Here is a 14,172-nt window from a genome sequence, read left to right on the forward strand (position 1 = left end):
CCTTTGAGAGAGAGAACCCCAAAGTTCTAAGTAAGTTTTAATAAATAGGAGTGATATTAAAATATTTATAAAAGGGAAAACCGGCTGTGTTGATCCAATATTTAGCTTAAATACCGGATTTAATTATAGGGTTATTTAAATATCGAAAAAGGTAAATAATAACACCAAAGGGAAAATTCTATTAAACAATAGAAAAATTGAAGCTTTCTAATTAGCCATCCAAGGGTGAAGTACCGGCATGTCAAAAAATTAATAAACAATTATTTTAAAACACCTGCATAAAAAAATAAAGTTTCAATCAACCAAAGAAAAGATACGCCACAAAAATAGCAGCAATAACCCCGGCCAAATCGGCTATTAAACCGGCTGGTATGGCATAGCGGGTTTTCTTAATACCAACCGATCCAAAGTACAGGGCTACAATGTAAAATGTGGTATCGGCCGAACCATTGAATATGCATGCTAAGCGTCCGGCAAAGCTATCAGGGTTAAAAGTCTTCATTACATCCATCATCATAGCTTTAGCGCCCGAGCCACTGAGTGGCTTCATTAAGGCTACCGGCAGTGCATCGGTAAAACGTGTGTCCACGTTAAGCATAGTAAAACCAGCTTTAAAGCCGTCAATGATGTAATTTAGTGCCCCAGAGCTACGAAATACGGCTATAGCCGCCAACATGGCAACCAGGTACGGAATAATTTTGATCGAAGTTTCAAGTCCGCCTTTTGCTCCCTCGATAAAGGTTTCAAATACATTAACTTTTTTGTACAATGCACCCAGTATGAATACAACCGGTATTAAAAAAAGCAACAGGTTACTTGCAACTTTTGATACCGTACTTATTTCATCTTTTGATAAGTAAGCCGAAAAATACCAAACCAGTAAGCCTATAAAGGCAGTAAAGCCGCCTAACCAGCCCAGTACAACTTTATCAAACAGGTTAATGCGTTGCTTAACCGCAACCGCCAGCATCCCCACAATGGTTGCTACATAAGTGGCTATAATGCAGGGAATAAAAATATCGGTAGGGTCGGTGGCTTTAAAAATGGCCCGTTGTGCAATAATACTTACAGGCAGCAGGGTTAAACCCGATGTATGCAACACCAAAAACATGATCTGTGCATTGGATGCGGTGTCTTTGCTGGGGTTTAGTTCCTGTAAACTCCCCATAGCTTTAAGGCCCAATGGTGTGGCAGCATTGTCAAGCCCCAATAAGTTGGCCGAAAAGTTCATCATCATTTGCCCGGTAGCAGGGTGGTTTTTAGGAACCTCCGGAAACAAACGATTAAAAAATGGGCCCACTATACGCGAGAGGAAATTTATGGCACCAGCCTTTTCGCCTATATTCATTATTCCTAACCAAAAGGCCATTGTGCCAATAAGTGGCAATGCAATGCTCATTACTGCAGTCTGGGTCGAATCAAAAAGGCTTTCAACCAGCAACTGAAAGGCATCTACCTGGCCTAAAAAAACGAGCTTTGCCAAGGCAACAAAAAATGCAATAATAAATAGTGCTATCCAGATATAATTGAGCGCCATGTAAAAGAGATGATGATAGTTTAGTTGTAAGCCGTTATTTGTTTATCAGATACGATGCGTATGTCGTAATCCTTTTTAATGGGGTTGTAGGGTACCTTATCGGTTATCATTACATAGATATTTCCCAGATCTTTTACCTTGTAATTAGTAACGCCCGAGTTATCTTCCTTGCTAAGCAGAAATGGTTCAATAGAATTATTTACAAGGTTTAGCTGCTGTAATTCATCAGTTGCGATATAGATGTACAGGCGTCTTCCATCGGCACGTATTTCTACGTCAGTTGATGAACTGCCCGATAATGCCATGTGATATTTGAGGTTTCCGGCTTTTTTTGTTTTTACTTTACTGTAACCCTTGCTCTGCATAAAATCGTCGGCTTTTTGCAAATTATTGTTTATTAAAAATACAAAGTCATCATAACTCAGCAGGTTTTGCTGGGCTTGGCACAATAAGGAGGATATACAAAGTGTAAAAGCTAACAATATTTTCTTCATGCAGTAAAACGCGGACATAAATCTATCATTTTTATATACTGTAAACAAAACTTTCAACTCAAAATAATAAATTAGCCTTTTTAGAATTATATAAATATGCCTCAAATAGATTTAGTACGCGTAAGCGGCGATTATGGCTTTGAAGCCAGCGACGAATACGGACATAACGTAAAAATGGATAGCAGCCCCGAAAGCGGCGGTGAAAATTATGGTGTACGCCCTATGCAAATGCTGTTAATGGGTTTGGGCGGATGCTCGGCCATTGATGTGATCAGCATTTTAAAGAAGCAACGCCAGGAGGTGTTGGATTACCGCATGAAAATTAACGGGGACCGAGAGCCGGGCGTTGAGCCTTCGTTATGGAAAAATATTACCATCGAATTTCATTTAAAAGGGGATATTGATGAGGATAAAGCCAAACGTGCCGTCGAACTATCGGTAAACAAATACTGCTCGGTAGCTGCCACGCTCGAGAGATCGGGTTCTGAAATATCATGGAAGGTGTTTATACATCCTGCCAACTAATCTTTTATTTATTTAAACATTTAAAATGTCAACAGATCATTTGCATCCTTTAAGCAAGGCCATCCGCATACGCGCACCTAAAACCTTGCAGCAGGAGCACTCTACACCTATATATTTAACCAGCAGTTTTACTTTTGACGAGGCCGAGGCCATGCGCGCCGCCTTTGCCGATGAAACTGATGCCAACATTTACAGCCGTTTTAGCAACCCAACGGTTGATGAATTTATTGCCAAAATGTGCGCGTTAGAAGGTGCCGATTCGGGCTTTGCTACATCAAGCGGTATGAGTGCGGTGTTTTCATCAATGTTTGCCCTGTTGCAACAAGGTGATCATCTGATTTGCTGCAGTTCGGTATTTGGCAGCACTTTTACGGTGGTAACTAAGTATTTGCCTAAATATGGCATCACTTGCACCCTTGTTCCGGCTAATGACAATGCCGCCTGGGAAGCTGCCGTGCAGCCAAACACCAAGATGGTGTATTTGGAAACACCAACAAACCCTCAGCTTGAGATATTAGACCTGGAATGGGTAGGGCAATTCACCAAAAAGCATAACTTAATTTTTAACGTAGATAACTGCTTTGCCACCCCGTTACTACAACGCCCCATTGATTTTGGTGCCGACCTGGTAGTACACTCGGCCACCAAATGGATTGATGGCCAAGGTAGGGTAATGGGCGGTATTATAGTTGGCCGCGAAGATTTAATTAAAGAGATATACCTGTTTTGCCGCAACACCGGCCCGTCGTTATCACCATTTAACGCCTGGGTACTCAGCAAAAGTTTAGAAACGCTGGATGTGCGCATGCAGCGTCATTGCGAAAATGCACTTAAAGTGGCCGAAACCTTGCAAAATCATCCGCAGGTTAGCTGGGTTAAATATCCTTTCCTGCCATCGCACCCGCAGTATGAAATTGCCCAAAAGCAAATGGCTGCCGGTGGGGGAGTTTTATGCTTTGAAATTAAAGGCGGTTTGGATGCCGGACGCAAGTTTTTGGATAGTCTTGAAATGATTTCGGTAACCGCAAATTTAGGCGATAGCCGTAGTATTGCCTCACACCCGGCCAGTACAACGCACTCTAAGCTCACCGACGCACAACGTGCGGATGTAGGAATTACCCCGGGATTGATAAGAATTTCGACAGGTTTAGAAAAAGTTGACGATATAATTGCCGATATTAGTCAGGCGCTTGAGATAAGTGCCCAATAATTTTTGTGTTATGAGTCAGGTAGTGCCAATTCAAACCCTGCATCTGTTTTCGAAGCTTGATCAATTGCTTCTTGAAGTGCTGAGACCTTTGTCATATGATGCATGGGATTCAACAACTATTTCGCCGCAGTGGACTATTAAGGACATTGCAGCGCATTTGCTTGACGGTAATTTACGTACACTTTCGATAATTAGAGATGGTTTTAAAGGTGATCCGCCCATAAACATAAATTCTTACCGCGATTTGGTAAACTACCTAAACGATCTTAACACCATATGGGTGTTGGCTTACAAGCGTGTTAGTCCAAACTTGTTGTTGCAAATGCTCGAATCTACAGGTAAAGAATACATACAGTGTCTTGAAAAACTCGAGCCATTTGATGAAGCTCTTTTTTCTGTGGCGTGGGCAGGCGAGGAGCAATCAGAAAACTGGTTCCACATAGCTCGTGAATATACCGAAAAGTGGCATCATCAGCAGCAAATACGCGAAGCCTTAGGCTTACAACAAGATCTCATGACTGCCGAATTTTTTAACCCGGTTATTGAGACCTTCATGAAGGCTGTACCACATGTTTATTCAAAAACCGAGGCTAATGTGGGAGATATTATCAGGATAGAAATAACCGGTGAAGGGGGCAATATTTGGTTCGTAGAGAAAACGTTGGGAGGCTGGCGTTTTATCAATAATATGGCCGGTGTACCTCCCATAGCTTCGGTATCAATGCCCGGTAGCGTTGCCTGGAAACTTTTCACCAAAGGCATAAAGGCCCATGAAGCAGAAAACCACATCAAAACCGAAGGTGATGATGCTTTGGTTAAGCCTCTGTTAAGTATGATTGCTGTAATGGCTTAAATGCAGATGTATATTTAAGTAAACACTATAGTTGAATTTAAGGCCGGATAGTTATTATCCGGCTTTTTTATGTTTACAACTCTTGGGTTTAAATCATAGATTGCTGTTAAACGTCTCATTTACAGTTTTATTATATATGATTTTAATCATTTTTTAATAAGTTATTGCATTACACAGCTAACCTATGTGTAGGTATTGGCATTAATGTTGAAATGTAGCAACTCAACAGAGCAACACAAAGGCTCTTGAAAAACCAACATTGTATATATGAAGCTACATTTAAGAAAAGCAGGACTATTACTCACAGGAGTGGTAGTAAGCAGCAAATTATTTGCACAAACTCCCGATTCGACTAAAAATTACGTACAGCCGTTTTCAGGCGAACAAAATTTCAGAACATGGTCAATAGGTGCACATGGCGGCATGATGTCTACTTACACTATTTTCAGAGGAAGTGAAGATTATAAAACACCAAACGAAAGATGGGGGTACGGCGGTTATGTAAAAAAACAAATACTACATTCTTTTGGCTTACAGGCCAACTTTTTCAGAGGCCACGTACAGGGAACTAATCCTGATGGTATTAACCCATTCCAGCGCTTCGAAACCAAAATTAAATATGCAGTTGACATTAGTGCCAACATTACACTTGCTAATATTAACTGGAAAAATCACAAAAGCCTTATGCAACCTTACCTGAGTGTGGGTGGTGGTAGCATGAACTACAGCACATCATTGTACGCCGCAGGTGCAACATCACCAACTACCCGTACCGATGATTACCAACAATTTTACATACCGGTAGGTGCTGGTTTGAAAGTTAACTTAGCTCCGGGTATTAACCTTGATTTAGGTTACCAGGTTAATTTTGTACAAAGCGATAACTTAGACGGTTATAACTTCGGTGGCCGTAACGATAAATTCTCATATGCTCACGCGGGTTTAGAGTTTTCTTTAGGCAAAAAATCAAAACCACAATTAGCTACCCACAACCCGGTTAACTCTATGCGTACCGAGTATTTAATGGCCGAACGTGCATTACAAATACAGGTAGATCAGCAAAAAGCTGAAAACCAGAGACTGCGCGAAGATTTAAATACTACCAACCAAAACTTAGCACGCTTAACAGTTGATACCGATGGTGACGGTGTATTAGACATCAATGATAAATGCCCTAACACGCCTAAGGGCACCAAGGTTGATGGTTCTGGCTGTCCGTTAGCTGCTCCGGTTACCAAAGTTTACGTAACTGAAGAAGATAAACGTGTAGTTAAAGATGCCATTGCAAACCTTGAGTTTGACTTAGGTAAAGCAACCATCCGCGAAAAATCGTTCCCAAGCTTAGATAGAGTAGCCGAGTTATTGGTTAACAAAAACTTCAGCTTAAAATTAGCAGGCCACACTGATAATACCGGTTCGGATGCTTTGAACTTAAAATTGTCTAAAGACAGGGCAGAATCAATTAAAGCTTATTTGGTAGGCAAAGGTGCTAATGCATCACGTATTGAGGCTACCGGTTACGGTAAAACTCAGCCAATTGCTACCAATGCTACTGCAGCTGGTCGTCAGCAAAACCGTAGGGTTGAATTTACTTTATATTAATTAATTCAGCGTTACGTAACAAAAAAACGCCAGCTCAATTGAGCTGGCGTTTTTTTGTTTGTAGTTGATTGAGCGTCATTGCGAGGAACGAAGCAATCTCTGCATATACAAATCCATCTGGTAGGACTCAGAAATTGCTTCGTTCCTCGCAATGACGTACTTTTAAGCTTTTTCCCCTCGGATAGTCAGGTTAAAAGCTTTCGTAAAACTCGGCAATACCACCAAAGTAAACTCCGTTCCAGCCATCTACAATATCGTCGTAGGCTTCGTCGGGTATGTTGGTGTGCCTTAACTCACATGATGTTCCGCTTTTATCGGCATGCAGTTTAATGGTTACAATGGATAGTTCATCCTGTCCGTCAAAATACCATTGCTGCACAATTTTTTTGTCTTCCTCAAACTCCATGTTTTTGCCAACAATGCTGCCATCCCACATGCTAAACTCGCTGCCTGGTTCGGTACTCATTTCGGCGGGTTCGCCGGTCCACAATTGTATAGTAAGCGGGTTGGTTATAGCCGCGTATATTTCCTGTGGCGTGGCCCCGATCATGTAATATTTTTTAAAATCCTTCACAAAGGCAAACTTAACAATAATACAGCTTACTTTGCATCAACCGGGCCAATTGGCAGCACGGTTTTGCCGTAAACCTCATTAAGTACACCTGCAATGCCCGTGTAAATGGCCGATGCACCGCAAATAATACCCTCGTAACCGGCCAAATGCTTAATATCTGCATTGCCGCTGGCATCGCCCCAAACCAATAAGCCAAACAATATGACCAAAGAACCAAATACGAACTGTAAGGCACGGTTTAACCTAAGCGTTCCAAAAAATAGGCAAAGTGTAAATATGCCCCACATACTAAGGTAAGCCACCATGCTGCCATTACTGGCCGGATCGGCCCAGCCCAGTTTAGGCATCACAATTAATGCTACCAATGATAGCCAGAAGAAACCGTAAGAAGTAAAGGCTGTTAAGCCAAAAGTGTTGTTCTTTTTAGCTTCAATTACTCCGGCGATAACCTGTGCAAGGCCGCCATAAAATATACCCATGGCCAAAATCATCGAGCTTAGTTCGGTAAAACCGGCGTTATGAATATTAAGTAATACGGTTGTAAGGCCAAAGGCGCATAGGCCAAGCGGGGCCGGATTGGCAATGCCATCCTTAACCACCACAGGGGTTGTTGGAATCATAATAAGAATTAGTTTATAAATGGTTAGTGGCTGCAATATAAAGTATTCACCATCATTTCACAAAAAAATGACAAACTGCTTGTACACATAAGCGTTATATTTCGATATGGCTTTACAACTTTTACTATTACGACACGGAGAGAGTGAATGGAATAAAGAGAACCGCTTTACCGGTTGGACAGATGTAGATCTCTCGGAAGAGGGCAAAAAGCAGGCTCAACACGCAGGGCAGCTTTTAAAAGCTAATGGTTTTACTTTTGATGTAGGCTTTACCTCGGTATTAAAACGCTCGATAAAAACCCTGCATATCGTGTTGGAAGAATTAGACCATCTATGGATTCCGGTACAAAAATCATGGCGTTTAAATGAACGTTTTTATGGTGCCTTGCAAGGCCTTAATAAGCAGGAAACCATTGAAAAATATGGTGAAGAACAGGTACATAAGTGGCGCCGCGACCCCGGCCGAGCATCCACCAGCTATAACCGAGGAAGACGAACGTTTTCCGGGCCATTATTTGAGGTATAATGATTTAACTTACCGCGAGTTGCCGTTAACCGAAAACCTGAGCGAAACTATGACCCGTGCCTTACCTTTTTGGCACGAGAGTATTGTACCTGCACTTCGACAAAACCAAAAAGTAATTATATGCGCCCACGGTAACAGCCTGCGAGCTTTGGTACAATACATAGATAACTTAACCGACGAACAAGTAACTGACCTGGACATACCCACAGCCACGCCTTGGGTATATGAACTGGATGACCGGCTGAACCAGATCAGGCATTATTATTTGTAGATGTGCAGATATGCTGATGAGTAGATGTGCAAATGATTGTCAGGCGGCCGTTTTTTATTTCCACCACGTCATTGCGAGATGGAAAGGGTAAAGTGCATGGTGTACCGAAGCAATCCCTGCGTAGGCAAGGCGTTTATATATAGTTCAGAGATTGCTTCGACGACCACGCTCTCCCCACCTCTGTCTCGCAATGACGTGTTATAGGGTAGGACATCTGCACATTTACTAATTTGCACATCTGCACATCAATCCCCTATGCTAATATCCGCCTACAATCAAGCTAATATTACATATATAATTTAACAGGTATAGTTTATATCTTGCGGCACAACTACACATACAAAACAACTGCGTTGCAATGTTAAAAAAGCTGCTTACTATACCTCCTTCGTTCAAAAAATTTGGCGATGAATACTTCGCCCATGAAAACTATTTCTTTTGTACCGATCCCCCCTCGGGCAAAATAGGTTCAGGAGGTGGAACTGTCAACTTACTTTACGAAGCATTTAAAAACGAAAGCAGCGAAGACAAGATAGACAATTGGCTGCAAAAAGATAACCGCCTGATCATACATGCCGGTGGACAAAGTCGCCGCGCTCCGGCTTATGCAGCCGTGGGTAAAGTGTTTACGCCTATGCCTATTTTCCGGTGGAAGCGTGGTCAGCAAATAGATCAGTCGCTGATTGACTTGCAGATACCTCTTTTTGAAGACATCTTAAACAATGCACCCGAGGGCTTGAACCATTTGGTGGCCAGCGGCGATGTACTGATACGTACCGAAGGCGCACTGCCCGAAATACCCGATGCCGATGTGGTATGCTTTGGCTTATGGGAACAGGCCGAAAAAGCCTCAAACTTTGGAGTATTCTTCTCTCAAAAAAGTGCACCTAAAGAACTGGCTTTTACCCTGCAAAAACCATCGGCCGAAAGGTTACAGGAGTTACAGCCCGACCATTTGTTTTATATCGATATAGGTATATGGCTGTTTAAACCTAAAGCGCTTAAATTAATATTTGACCGTTGCGGTTGGGACGAAGCTACCCAAAGCTTCCCTAACGGCGCACCGTCGTTTTATGATATGTACACCACCTTTGGGCAGGCATTGGGCAACAATCCTACCTTAAAGGATGAGGCCATTAATGAGCTTAAAGTTGCGGTAGTACCGCTGCCAAAGGGAGAGTTCTATCATTTTGGCAACAGTGCCGAGTTAATTGAATCGACCAGTAAACTGCAGGGATTGGTTAAAAATCAGGAAGAGATTTGGCAAAACAAAATTAAACCGACCCCTGATTTATTTACCTTGAATGCCGTAACCAAGGTTGAACTTACCAGCAAAAATAGCCATATCTGGGTAGAGAACAGTTGGATCGGTCCGCAATGGCAATTGGATAACAAACACATTATAACCGGCGCGCCTGAGAATAACTGGCAACTAACCCTGCCGGCCCAAACCTGTATTGATTTTATTCCGGTAGGCGAGGGCAATGAATACTGTGTACGGATTTATGATTTTTATAATCCGCAATTACCTAAAAGAGGTATGAATGCCGATCATATATTTAATGCCGGAGACTGGTTTTATGAGCCTGTTTACGAGGTGTTTAAAACTGATGAGCTGAATGAAGACGTTGTTCAAAATCTCATATATAATCCGTTTAGCTATGTAGGCAGCCAACGCAGGTTAATAAGCGCTGCTAACCTGGCCAATGAGGTTAATCTGTTTCGCCAATACGCGCAGCGCAATGCTTACCTTAAACTAAATATGGCTGGTATAGCCAGCAACTGGAAACGGTCGGTTTTTTACCAGCTCGATTTAAAACACGCAGCAGGTGTATACAATAAGTCGGGTTTGGAATTACCTGCCGAACTACCTGCCGATGCACCGTTACTTACCCGCCTGCACGACCAGATGTTCAGAAGTGAAGTACTGGTAAAAACTGGCAATGAGGGTAAAATAATCGAAGCCAAGGTTTACGAGGGCAGGGCCTTTAGTTTACTGGGGCAAACCATTATTGAAACCGCCAAAACCGAATTGGTTGAACCGCAATTGAACGTAATGAGCGACCAGATTGTGTGGGGACGCAGCCCTATAAGGCTTGATTTGGCCGGCGGCTGGACAGATACCCCGCCCAATTGCCTCATTAACGGCGGTAAGGTACTTAACCTGGCCGTTGAGTTAAACGGTCAGCCACCTTTACAGGTGTTCATTAAACCGTCGGAAGAATTTGCCATTACGCTGCGGTCAATTGATTTAGGTGTAAAGGAAGACGTTACTACATACGAACAGTTAAATGATTACAATGGTGCCATTGGGTCGGCATTTAGTATACCCAAGGCGGCTTTATGTTTAGCCGGGTTTAACCCCGAGTTTTCTGAAGTGCGTTACAGCTCTTTACGGGAGCAGTTAGAAGCATTTGGTTCGGGCATCGAAATATCGTTGCTGGCGGCTATTCCTAAAGGTTCGGGCTTGGGCACCAGTTCAATACTGGCCAGCACCGTACTGGGCACCCTGAGCGATTTTTGTAACCTTAAGTGGGATAAATACATGATATGCTCGCGCACCCTGGTGTTAGAGCAAATGCTTACCACCGGCGGCGGCTGGCAAGACCAGTACGGCGGCGTGTTTGGCGGTATTAAGCTGCTGGAGAGCAAGCCCGGTATTATACAACAACCCACCGTGCGCTGGGCACCCGATCATATTTTTACCGATGCCACCAACGCCTCAAGCGTACTTTTATACTATACCGGCATAACTCGTATGGCCAAAAACATACTGGCCGAAATTGTAAAAGGCATGTTTTTGAACGGAAACCAATACTTGCGCATACTGGAAGAAATGAACCACCATGCGCTGAAAACCTACGAGGCATTTCAGTACGGTAATATGGACGATGTGGCGCACGCCGTGGGCAAAAGCTGGAAGCTAAACCAACGCCTCGACAGCGGCACTAACACCCCCGAAACCCAAGCCATCATTGACCGCATTGCCGATTACATGGTAAGCTGCAAACTACTGGGTGCAGGCGGCGGAGGCTACATGCTCATTTTTGCCAAAGATGCCGCAGCCGCAGCCCGCATACGCGCCACACTCAACGCCAACCCAACCAACAAAAGGGCCCGTTTTGTGGATTGGTCGATTTCTAAGGATGGGTTTAAGGTATCGAGGAGTTAGGTAAAAAACACATAAAAAAAATGCCACTAATATTTTAGTGGCATTTTTTTTATGTGTTTTTACTATAAGTATACCTTGTGATGGGAGGAAAGATTTAAATTTTGGCTTTATACCATATTAGATTGATAAATGCATCTTTGCTTGTCTTTCGATATAATTTCATTTTTAACTATCAATAAAATACGCACCATTTTTTGCGCAATTATATTAACTTCCTTCGCTCACAAAGGCTACCTTTTCGGGTTCTTTAAGTAACTCTGCTATTACGGCTTTAACAATTTTACTCCGCATGTATGAGGAGTGCTTTGGGTTAACAATATAGATCAGCAATACTTCTACCCAATTATTTTCATGTATTCTGAAATTCACGAACGGAAACTCCTCAATATCAATATCATCTACCGGGGTTGCTGATATTTCGTTACGCATATCCTGTACATGTGCCTTGGTTTCGGCATCCAACTGTTGCATGGTAATAGCTTTCACTTTTCGTTCTACCCAATCCAAATCACTTTTGTAGGTGATGTAAAAAGAAATTTCATTCCACACCAGAGGGTATTTTTGCCAGGAGTAATTGTAGACCTGGTTCTGAAATACCAAACTATTAGGAAAACGTATAAGGCGCCCACTTGGGAGATCGCTGGTCATGAGGTTGCCGGCAAATTCCCAAAGTGTAGTATCTAAAAAGTTAATTTCCACCACGTCACCATTAAAACTGCCTACCTGTATGCGGTCGCCAACCTTAAATGGTCCGCGCATTACGATATAAAACCAACCTATGAGAGACGAAATAGGTGTTTGTAAGGCAAAACCCAGTAATAGGGAAATTAAGCCTAAAGAAACAGCGGCGGTATACCAATTGGCATTAAGAAATGAGATGAAGATAAATATAATGATGACAAACGTAACCAAGCGTGTGAACTGTACAAGGTTGTATAAAAGCCCTTTCTCTAAAGAACCCTTAGCAATTTGACTTTGAACAAAACGAGAAAGCACCAAAATACCAAAACTAAAAGTTCCGGCTAATAAAATGTTATTCAATAGGTCATGATACGCCCCTATAAAAGCAAACGCTTTTAAACGAAGAACGAAAGTTGTGCAAAAGCATAACACGCCGCCAAAAATGTAAGCACTGATCTTTGCCTTTCTGACCCCATCATTATGAAGTTTCTTTATGGTTTCCCTTTGCTCCTGCGTAGGTTGTTGTTCTTTAATTTCCATTAGTATTGAAGAGTATCAGCTATGAACAGGTAAGATAGAGATTTGCAAATGAGTTTTACAGTAATTAGCGCTATTAAGAATATGATTGCCAAAATTTTTACGGCATAATCTTATTTTTATATTAAAAAGGTACCCTGTTTATGGGTTGATACTGGCCGGAACATTTCCGGGTTTGGCATAAGTTAGTTTGTCTATAAATTCAGGTTGGTAATAACTGTCTAATCCTGACCCTGCCACTGTACCTGCAGTAACATGGTCTACCGTACCATCGGCAAGTATTATACTTTCATTGGCAATAATAAGTTTTATTTGACCAATTACAATTGTGGTATCATTCAACTCCACTGGTCTGATTTCAACGACATCTAACCCGATTTTCAGTGTCGACTCGGCAACGAACGGGGGTTTAAAACTTTCGTGATAAAATTCATCAAATCCACATTCATCAAACTCCGAAATGCCTGAAGCATAACTTGCACTGGTTTGGTGAGCATTACGGTAATGATTAGCACAAACATTATTAAGTGTATACTGCTTTACCGTTTTAATATTATTTAAGCTGTCGTTATGCGGTCTTAACGGGCGGATTACCATACCCAGTAAAGGCGGGTTAGAACCCAGGTGAAAAACTGAACTTACGATGCACAGGTTAGTTTTGCCTTCATTACTAATAGTTCCTAAAAGGTTTAACGGCTTGTAGCCGCTAATGCTGTTCATTAACGCGGTGCGATAGGGTTTATCCAGTTCCGCAATAGTTTCGTGATTTATTATCTTCATTTAAAACATTTTTAATTTACCCATTCCACCATCAACCGGCAAAACCTGTCCTGTAACCCAGCCCGAGTTTTCAGATAACAAAAATTCAATGGCATTGCTGATATCTCCCGGCTGCCCGTAACGGCCCAGCGGATGTCGTTTATTAGATGCCTCTTTCTTTTCATCAGAACTGAGCAGGGCAGAGGCTAATGGCGTATCGGTTAGGGAGGGGGCAACCACATTTACCCTGATTTGCTGGTTAGCTACTTCGGCTGCTAAAGCAAGTGCAAAACCTTCCAGTGCCCCTTTTGCAGTACTGATGCTGGTATGGTAAGCCATCCCCGTTTGCGCAGCTACCGAACTGATAAGTACTACCGAGGCATTACCCGATGCTTTTAGCTTTGGCAAAGCCTGCCTAATTACCCTGATGGCACCTAAAGTATTGATCAGGTAATCGTTCATAAAGTCGTCATCAGTAAGCCGGGCAAAGGGCTTCAAATTGATGCTGCCTGCACAGTAAACAAGTCCGTGCAACTGTTGAGGCAAAAACGCTGCTAAACCATCAACAGGCTTAGATACATCGGCTGGCATGTAATGTATATCATCAGGCCATTCCGTTGAGTCTTGTCTGGACATGGCATAAATGTTAGCGCCTTTGGCGCTGAGTGATTTTAATAGGATTGTACCAATAGCAGAAGCAGCGCCGGCTATCAGATAGTTTTTACCTTTAAAGTTCATTGTTTATAGTTGATCATTTGATTTTCCGCAATATCATTTGATTAAATATGAATTGCGGGGGAGATTATCAATA

The 14,172-nt window shown here is 42.3% G+C and carries 14 protein-coding genes; 7 read left to right on the forward strand and 7 right to left on the reverse strand.

What is annotated here, in order from left to right:
• Nucleotides 1-298: 298 nt before the first annotated feature.
• Both QE417_RS02415 and QE417_RS02420 read right to left on the reverse strand, forming a co-directional pair.
• Nucleotides 299-1,537, reverse strand: a complete 1,239-nt coding sequence (locus tag QE417_RS02415; protein WP_311947293.1) for a nucleoside recognition domain-containing protein — start codon at nt 1,535-1,537, stop codon at nt 299-301.
• A gap of 20 nt (nt 1,538-1,557) precedes the next feature.
• Nucleotides 1,558-2,031 (reverse strand): hypothetical protein, encoded by a 474-nt coding sequence (locus QE417_RS02420; RefSeq protein WP_311947296.1) that lies wholly within the window; start codon nt 2,029-2,031, stop codon nt 1,558-1,560.
• Between the two features lie 96 nt (nt 2,032-2,127).
• Here QE417_RS02420 and QE417_RS02425 point away from each other — a divergent pair, with 96 nt between their 5' ends.
• The 4 genes from QE417_RS02425 to QE417_RS02440 all read left to right on the forward strand — a co-directional run bounded on the left by QE417_RS02425 (nt 2,128) and on the right by QE417_RS02440 (nt 6,221).
• Nucleotides 2,128-2,556 carry an OsmC family protein gene (locus QE417_RS02425; RefSeq protein ID WP_311947297.1) on the forward strand — a complete coding sequence of 143 codons (429 nt, stop codon included), beginning with the start codon at nt 2,128-2,130 and terminating at the stop codon, nt 2,554-2,556.
• Nucleotides 2,557-2,581: 25 nt separating this feature from the next.
• On the forward strand, nt 2,582-3,766 hold the full coding sequence (locus tag QE417_RS02430) for a trans-sulfuration enzyme family protein (RefSeq protein WP_311947299.1): 1,185 nt from the start codon (nt 2,582-2,584) through the stop codon (nt 3,764-3,766).
• A 10-nt stretch (nt 3,767-3,776) separates the two neighbouring features.
• On the forward strand, nt 3,777-4,619 hold the full coding sequence (locus tag QE417_RS02435) for a maleylpyruvate isomerase N-terminal domain-containing protein (RefSeq protein WP_311947300.1): 843 nt from the start codon (nt 3,777-3,779) through the stop codon (nt 4,617-4,619).
• A gap of 267 nt (nt 4,620-4,886) precedes the next feature.
• Nucleotides 4,887-6,221, forward strand: coding sequence for an OmpA family protein (locus tag QE417_RS02440; protein WP_311947301.1), 1,335 nt, complete (start codon nt 4,887-4,889; stop codon nt 6,219-6,221).
• 190 nt (nt 6,222-6,411) lie between these two features.
• Here QE417_RS02440 and QE417_RS02445 read toward each other — a convergent pair whose 3' ends face one another.
• Both QE417_RS02445 and QE417_RS02450 read right to left on the reverse strand, forming a co-directional pair.
• The gene (locus QE417_RS02445) at nt 6,412-6,795 is read right to left on the reverse strand and encodes an SRPBCC domain-containing protein (RefSeq protein WP_311947303.1); all 384 of its coding nucleotides are present in this window, start codon (nt 6,793-6,795) and stop codon (nt 6,412-6,414) included.
• A 26-nt stretch (nt 6,796-6,821) separates the two neighbouring features.
• A complete protein-coding gene (locus QE417_RS02450) occupies nt 6,822-7,415 on the reverse strand; it encodes an acetate uptake transporter (RefSeq protein WP_311947304.1) in 594 nt (197 codons plus the stop codon).
• Nucleotides 7,416-7,521: 106 nt separating this feature from the next.
• Between QE417_RS02450 and QE417_RS02455 the strand changes: the two genes are divergently transcribed.
• From QE417_RS02455 to QE417_RS02465, 3 genes are all read left to right on the forward strand, one after another.
• Entirely contained in the window at nt 7,522-7,941 is a 420-nt protein-coding gene (locus QE417_RS02455) for a 2,3-bisphosphoglycerate-dependent phosphoglycerate mutase (protein WP_311947305.1), read from the forward strand.
• Nucleotides 7,931-8,212, forward strand: a complete 282-nt coding sequence (locus QE417_RS02460) for a 2,3-bisphosphoglycerate-dependent phosphoglycerate mutase (RefSeq protein WP_311947306.1) — start codon at nt 7,931-7,933, stop codon at nt 8,210-8,212. The genes QE417_RS02455 and QE417_RS02460 overlap by 11 nt, the downstream gene beginning before the upstream one ends.
• Nucleotides 8,213-8,549: 337 nt before the next feature.
• A complete protein-coding gene (locus QE417_RS02465; RefSeq protein WP_311954570.1) occupies nt 8,550-11,384 on the forward strand; it encodes a bifunctional fucokinase/fucose-1-phosphate guanylyltransferase in 2,835 nt (944 codons plus the stop codon).
• 207 nt (nt 11,385-11,591) lie between these two features.
• Here QE417_RS02465 and QE417_RS02470 read toward each other — a convergent pair whose 3' ends face one another.
• The 3 genes from QE417_RS02470 to QE417_RS02480 all read right to left on the reverse strand — a co-directional run bounded on the left by QE417_RS02470 (nt 11,592) and on the right by QE417_RS02480 (nt 14,099).
• Nucleotides 11,592-12,605: a mechanosensitive ion channel family protein gene (locus tag QE417_RS02470; RefSeq protein ID WP_311947307.1), complete on the reverse strand. Its 1,014-nt coding sequence runs from the start codon at nt 12,603-12,605 to the stop codon at nt 11,592-11,594.
• Nucleotides 12,606-12,743: 138 nt separating this feature from the next.
• A complete protein-coding gene (locus QE417_RS02475; protein WP_311947308.1) occupies nt 12,744-13,382 on the reverse strand; it encodes a flavin reductase family protein in 639 nt (212 codons plus the stop codon).
• A complete protein-coding gene (locus QE417_RS02480; protein WP_311947309.1) occupies nt 13,383-14,099 on the reverse strand; it encodes an SDR family NAD(P)-dependent oxidoreductase in 717 nt (238 codons plus the stop codon).
• Nucleotides 14,100-14,172 lie beyond the last annotated feature (73 nt).

The sequence above is a fragment of the Mucilaginibacter terrae genome, assembly GCF_031951985.1.
Taxonomy (GTDB): domain Bacteria; phylum Bacteroidota; class Bacteroidia; order Sphingobacteriales; family Sphingobacteriaceae; genus Mucilaginibacter; species Mucilaginibacter terrae_A.

Excerpts from the sequence above, each read along its gene's own strand:
- QE417_RS02415 (WP_311947293.1), bottom strand. The coding sequence starts at position 1,537 with ATGGCGCTCAATTATATCTGGATAGCACTATTTATTATTGCATTTTTT.
- QE417_RS02420 (WP_311947296.1), bottom strand. The coding sequence starts at position 2,031 with ATGAAGAAAATATTGTTAGCTTTTACACTTTGTATATCCTCCTTATTG.
- QE417_RS02425 (WP_311947297.1), top strand. The coding sequence starts at position 2,128 with ATGCCTCAAATAGATTTAGTACGCGTAAGCGGCGATTATGGCTTTGAA.
- QE417_RS02430 (WP_311947299.1), top strand. The coding sequence starts at position 2,582 with ATGTCAACAGATCATTTGCATCCTTTAAGCAAGGCCATCCGCATACGC.
- QE417_RS02435 (WP_311947300.1), top strand. The coding sequence starts at position 3,777 with ATGAGTCAGGTAGTGCCAATTCAAACCCTGCATCTGTTTTCGAAGCTT.
- QE417_RS02440 (WP_311947301.1), top strand. The coding sequence starts at position 4,887 with ATGAAGCTACATTTAAGAAAAGCAGGACTATTACTCACAGGAGTGGTA.
- QE417_RS02450 (WP_311947304.1), bottom strand. The coding sequence starts at position 7,415 with ATGATTCCAACAACCCCTGTGGTGGTTAAGGATGGCATTGCCAATCCG.
- QE417_RS02455 (WP_311947305.1), top strand. The coding sequence starts at position 7,522 with ATGGCTTTACAACTTTTACTATTACGACACGGAGAGAGTGAATGGAAT.
- QE417_RS02470 (WP_311947307.1), bottom strand. The coding sequence starts at position 12,605 with ATGGAAATTAAAGAACAACAACCTACGCAGGAGCAAAGGGAAACCATA.
- QE417_RS02475 (WP_311947308.1), bottom strand. The coding sequence starts at position 13,382 with ATGAAGATAATAAATCACGAAACTATTGCGGAACTGGATAAACCCTAT.
- QE417_RS02480 (WP_311947309.1), bottom strand. The coding sequence starts at position 14,099 with ATGAACTTTAAAGGTAAAAACTATCTGATAGCCGGCGCTGCTTCTGCT.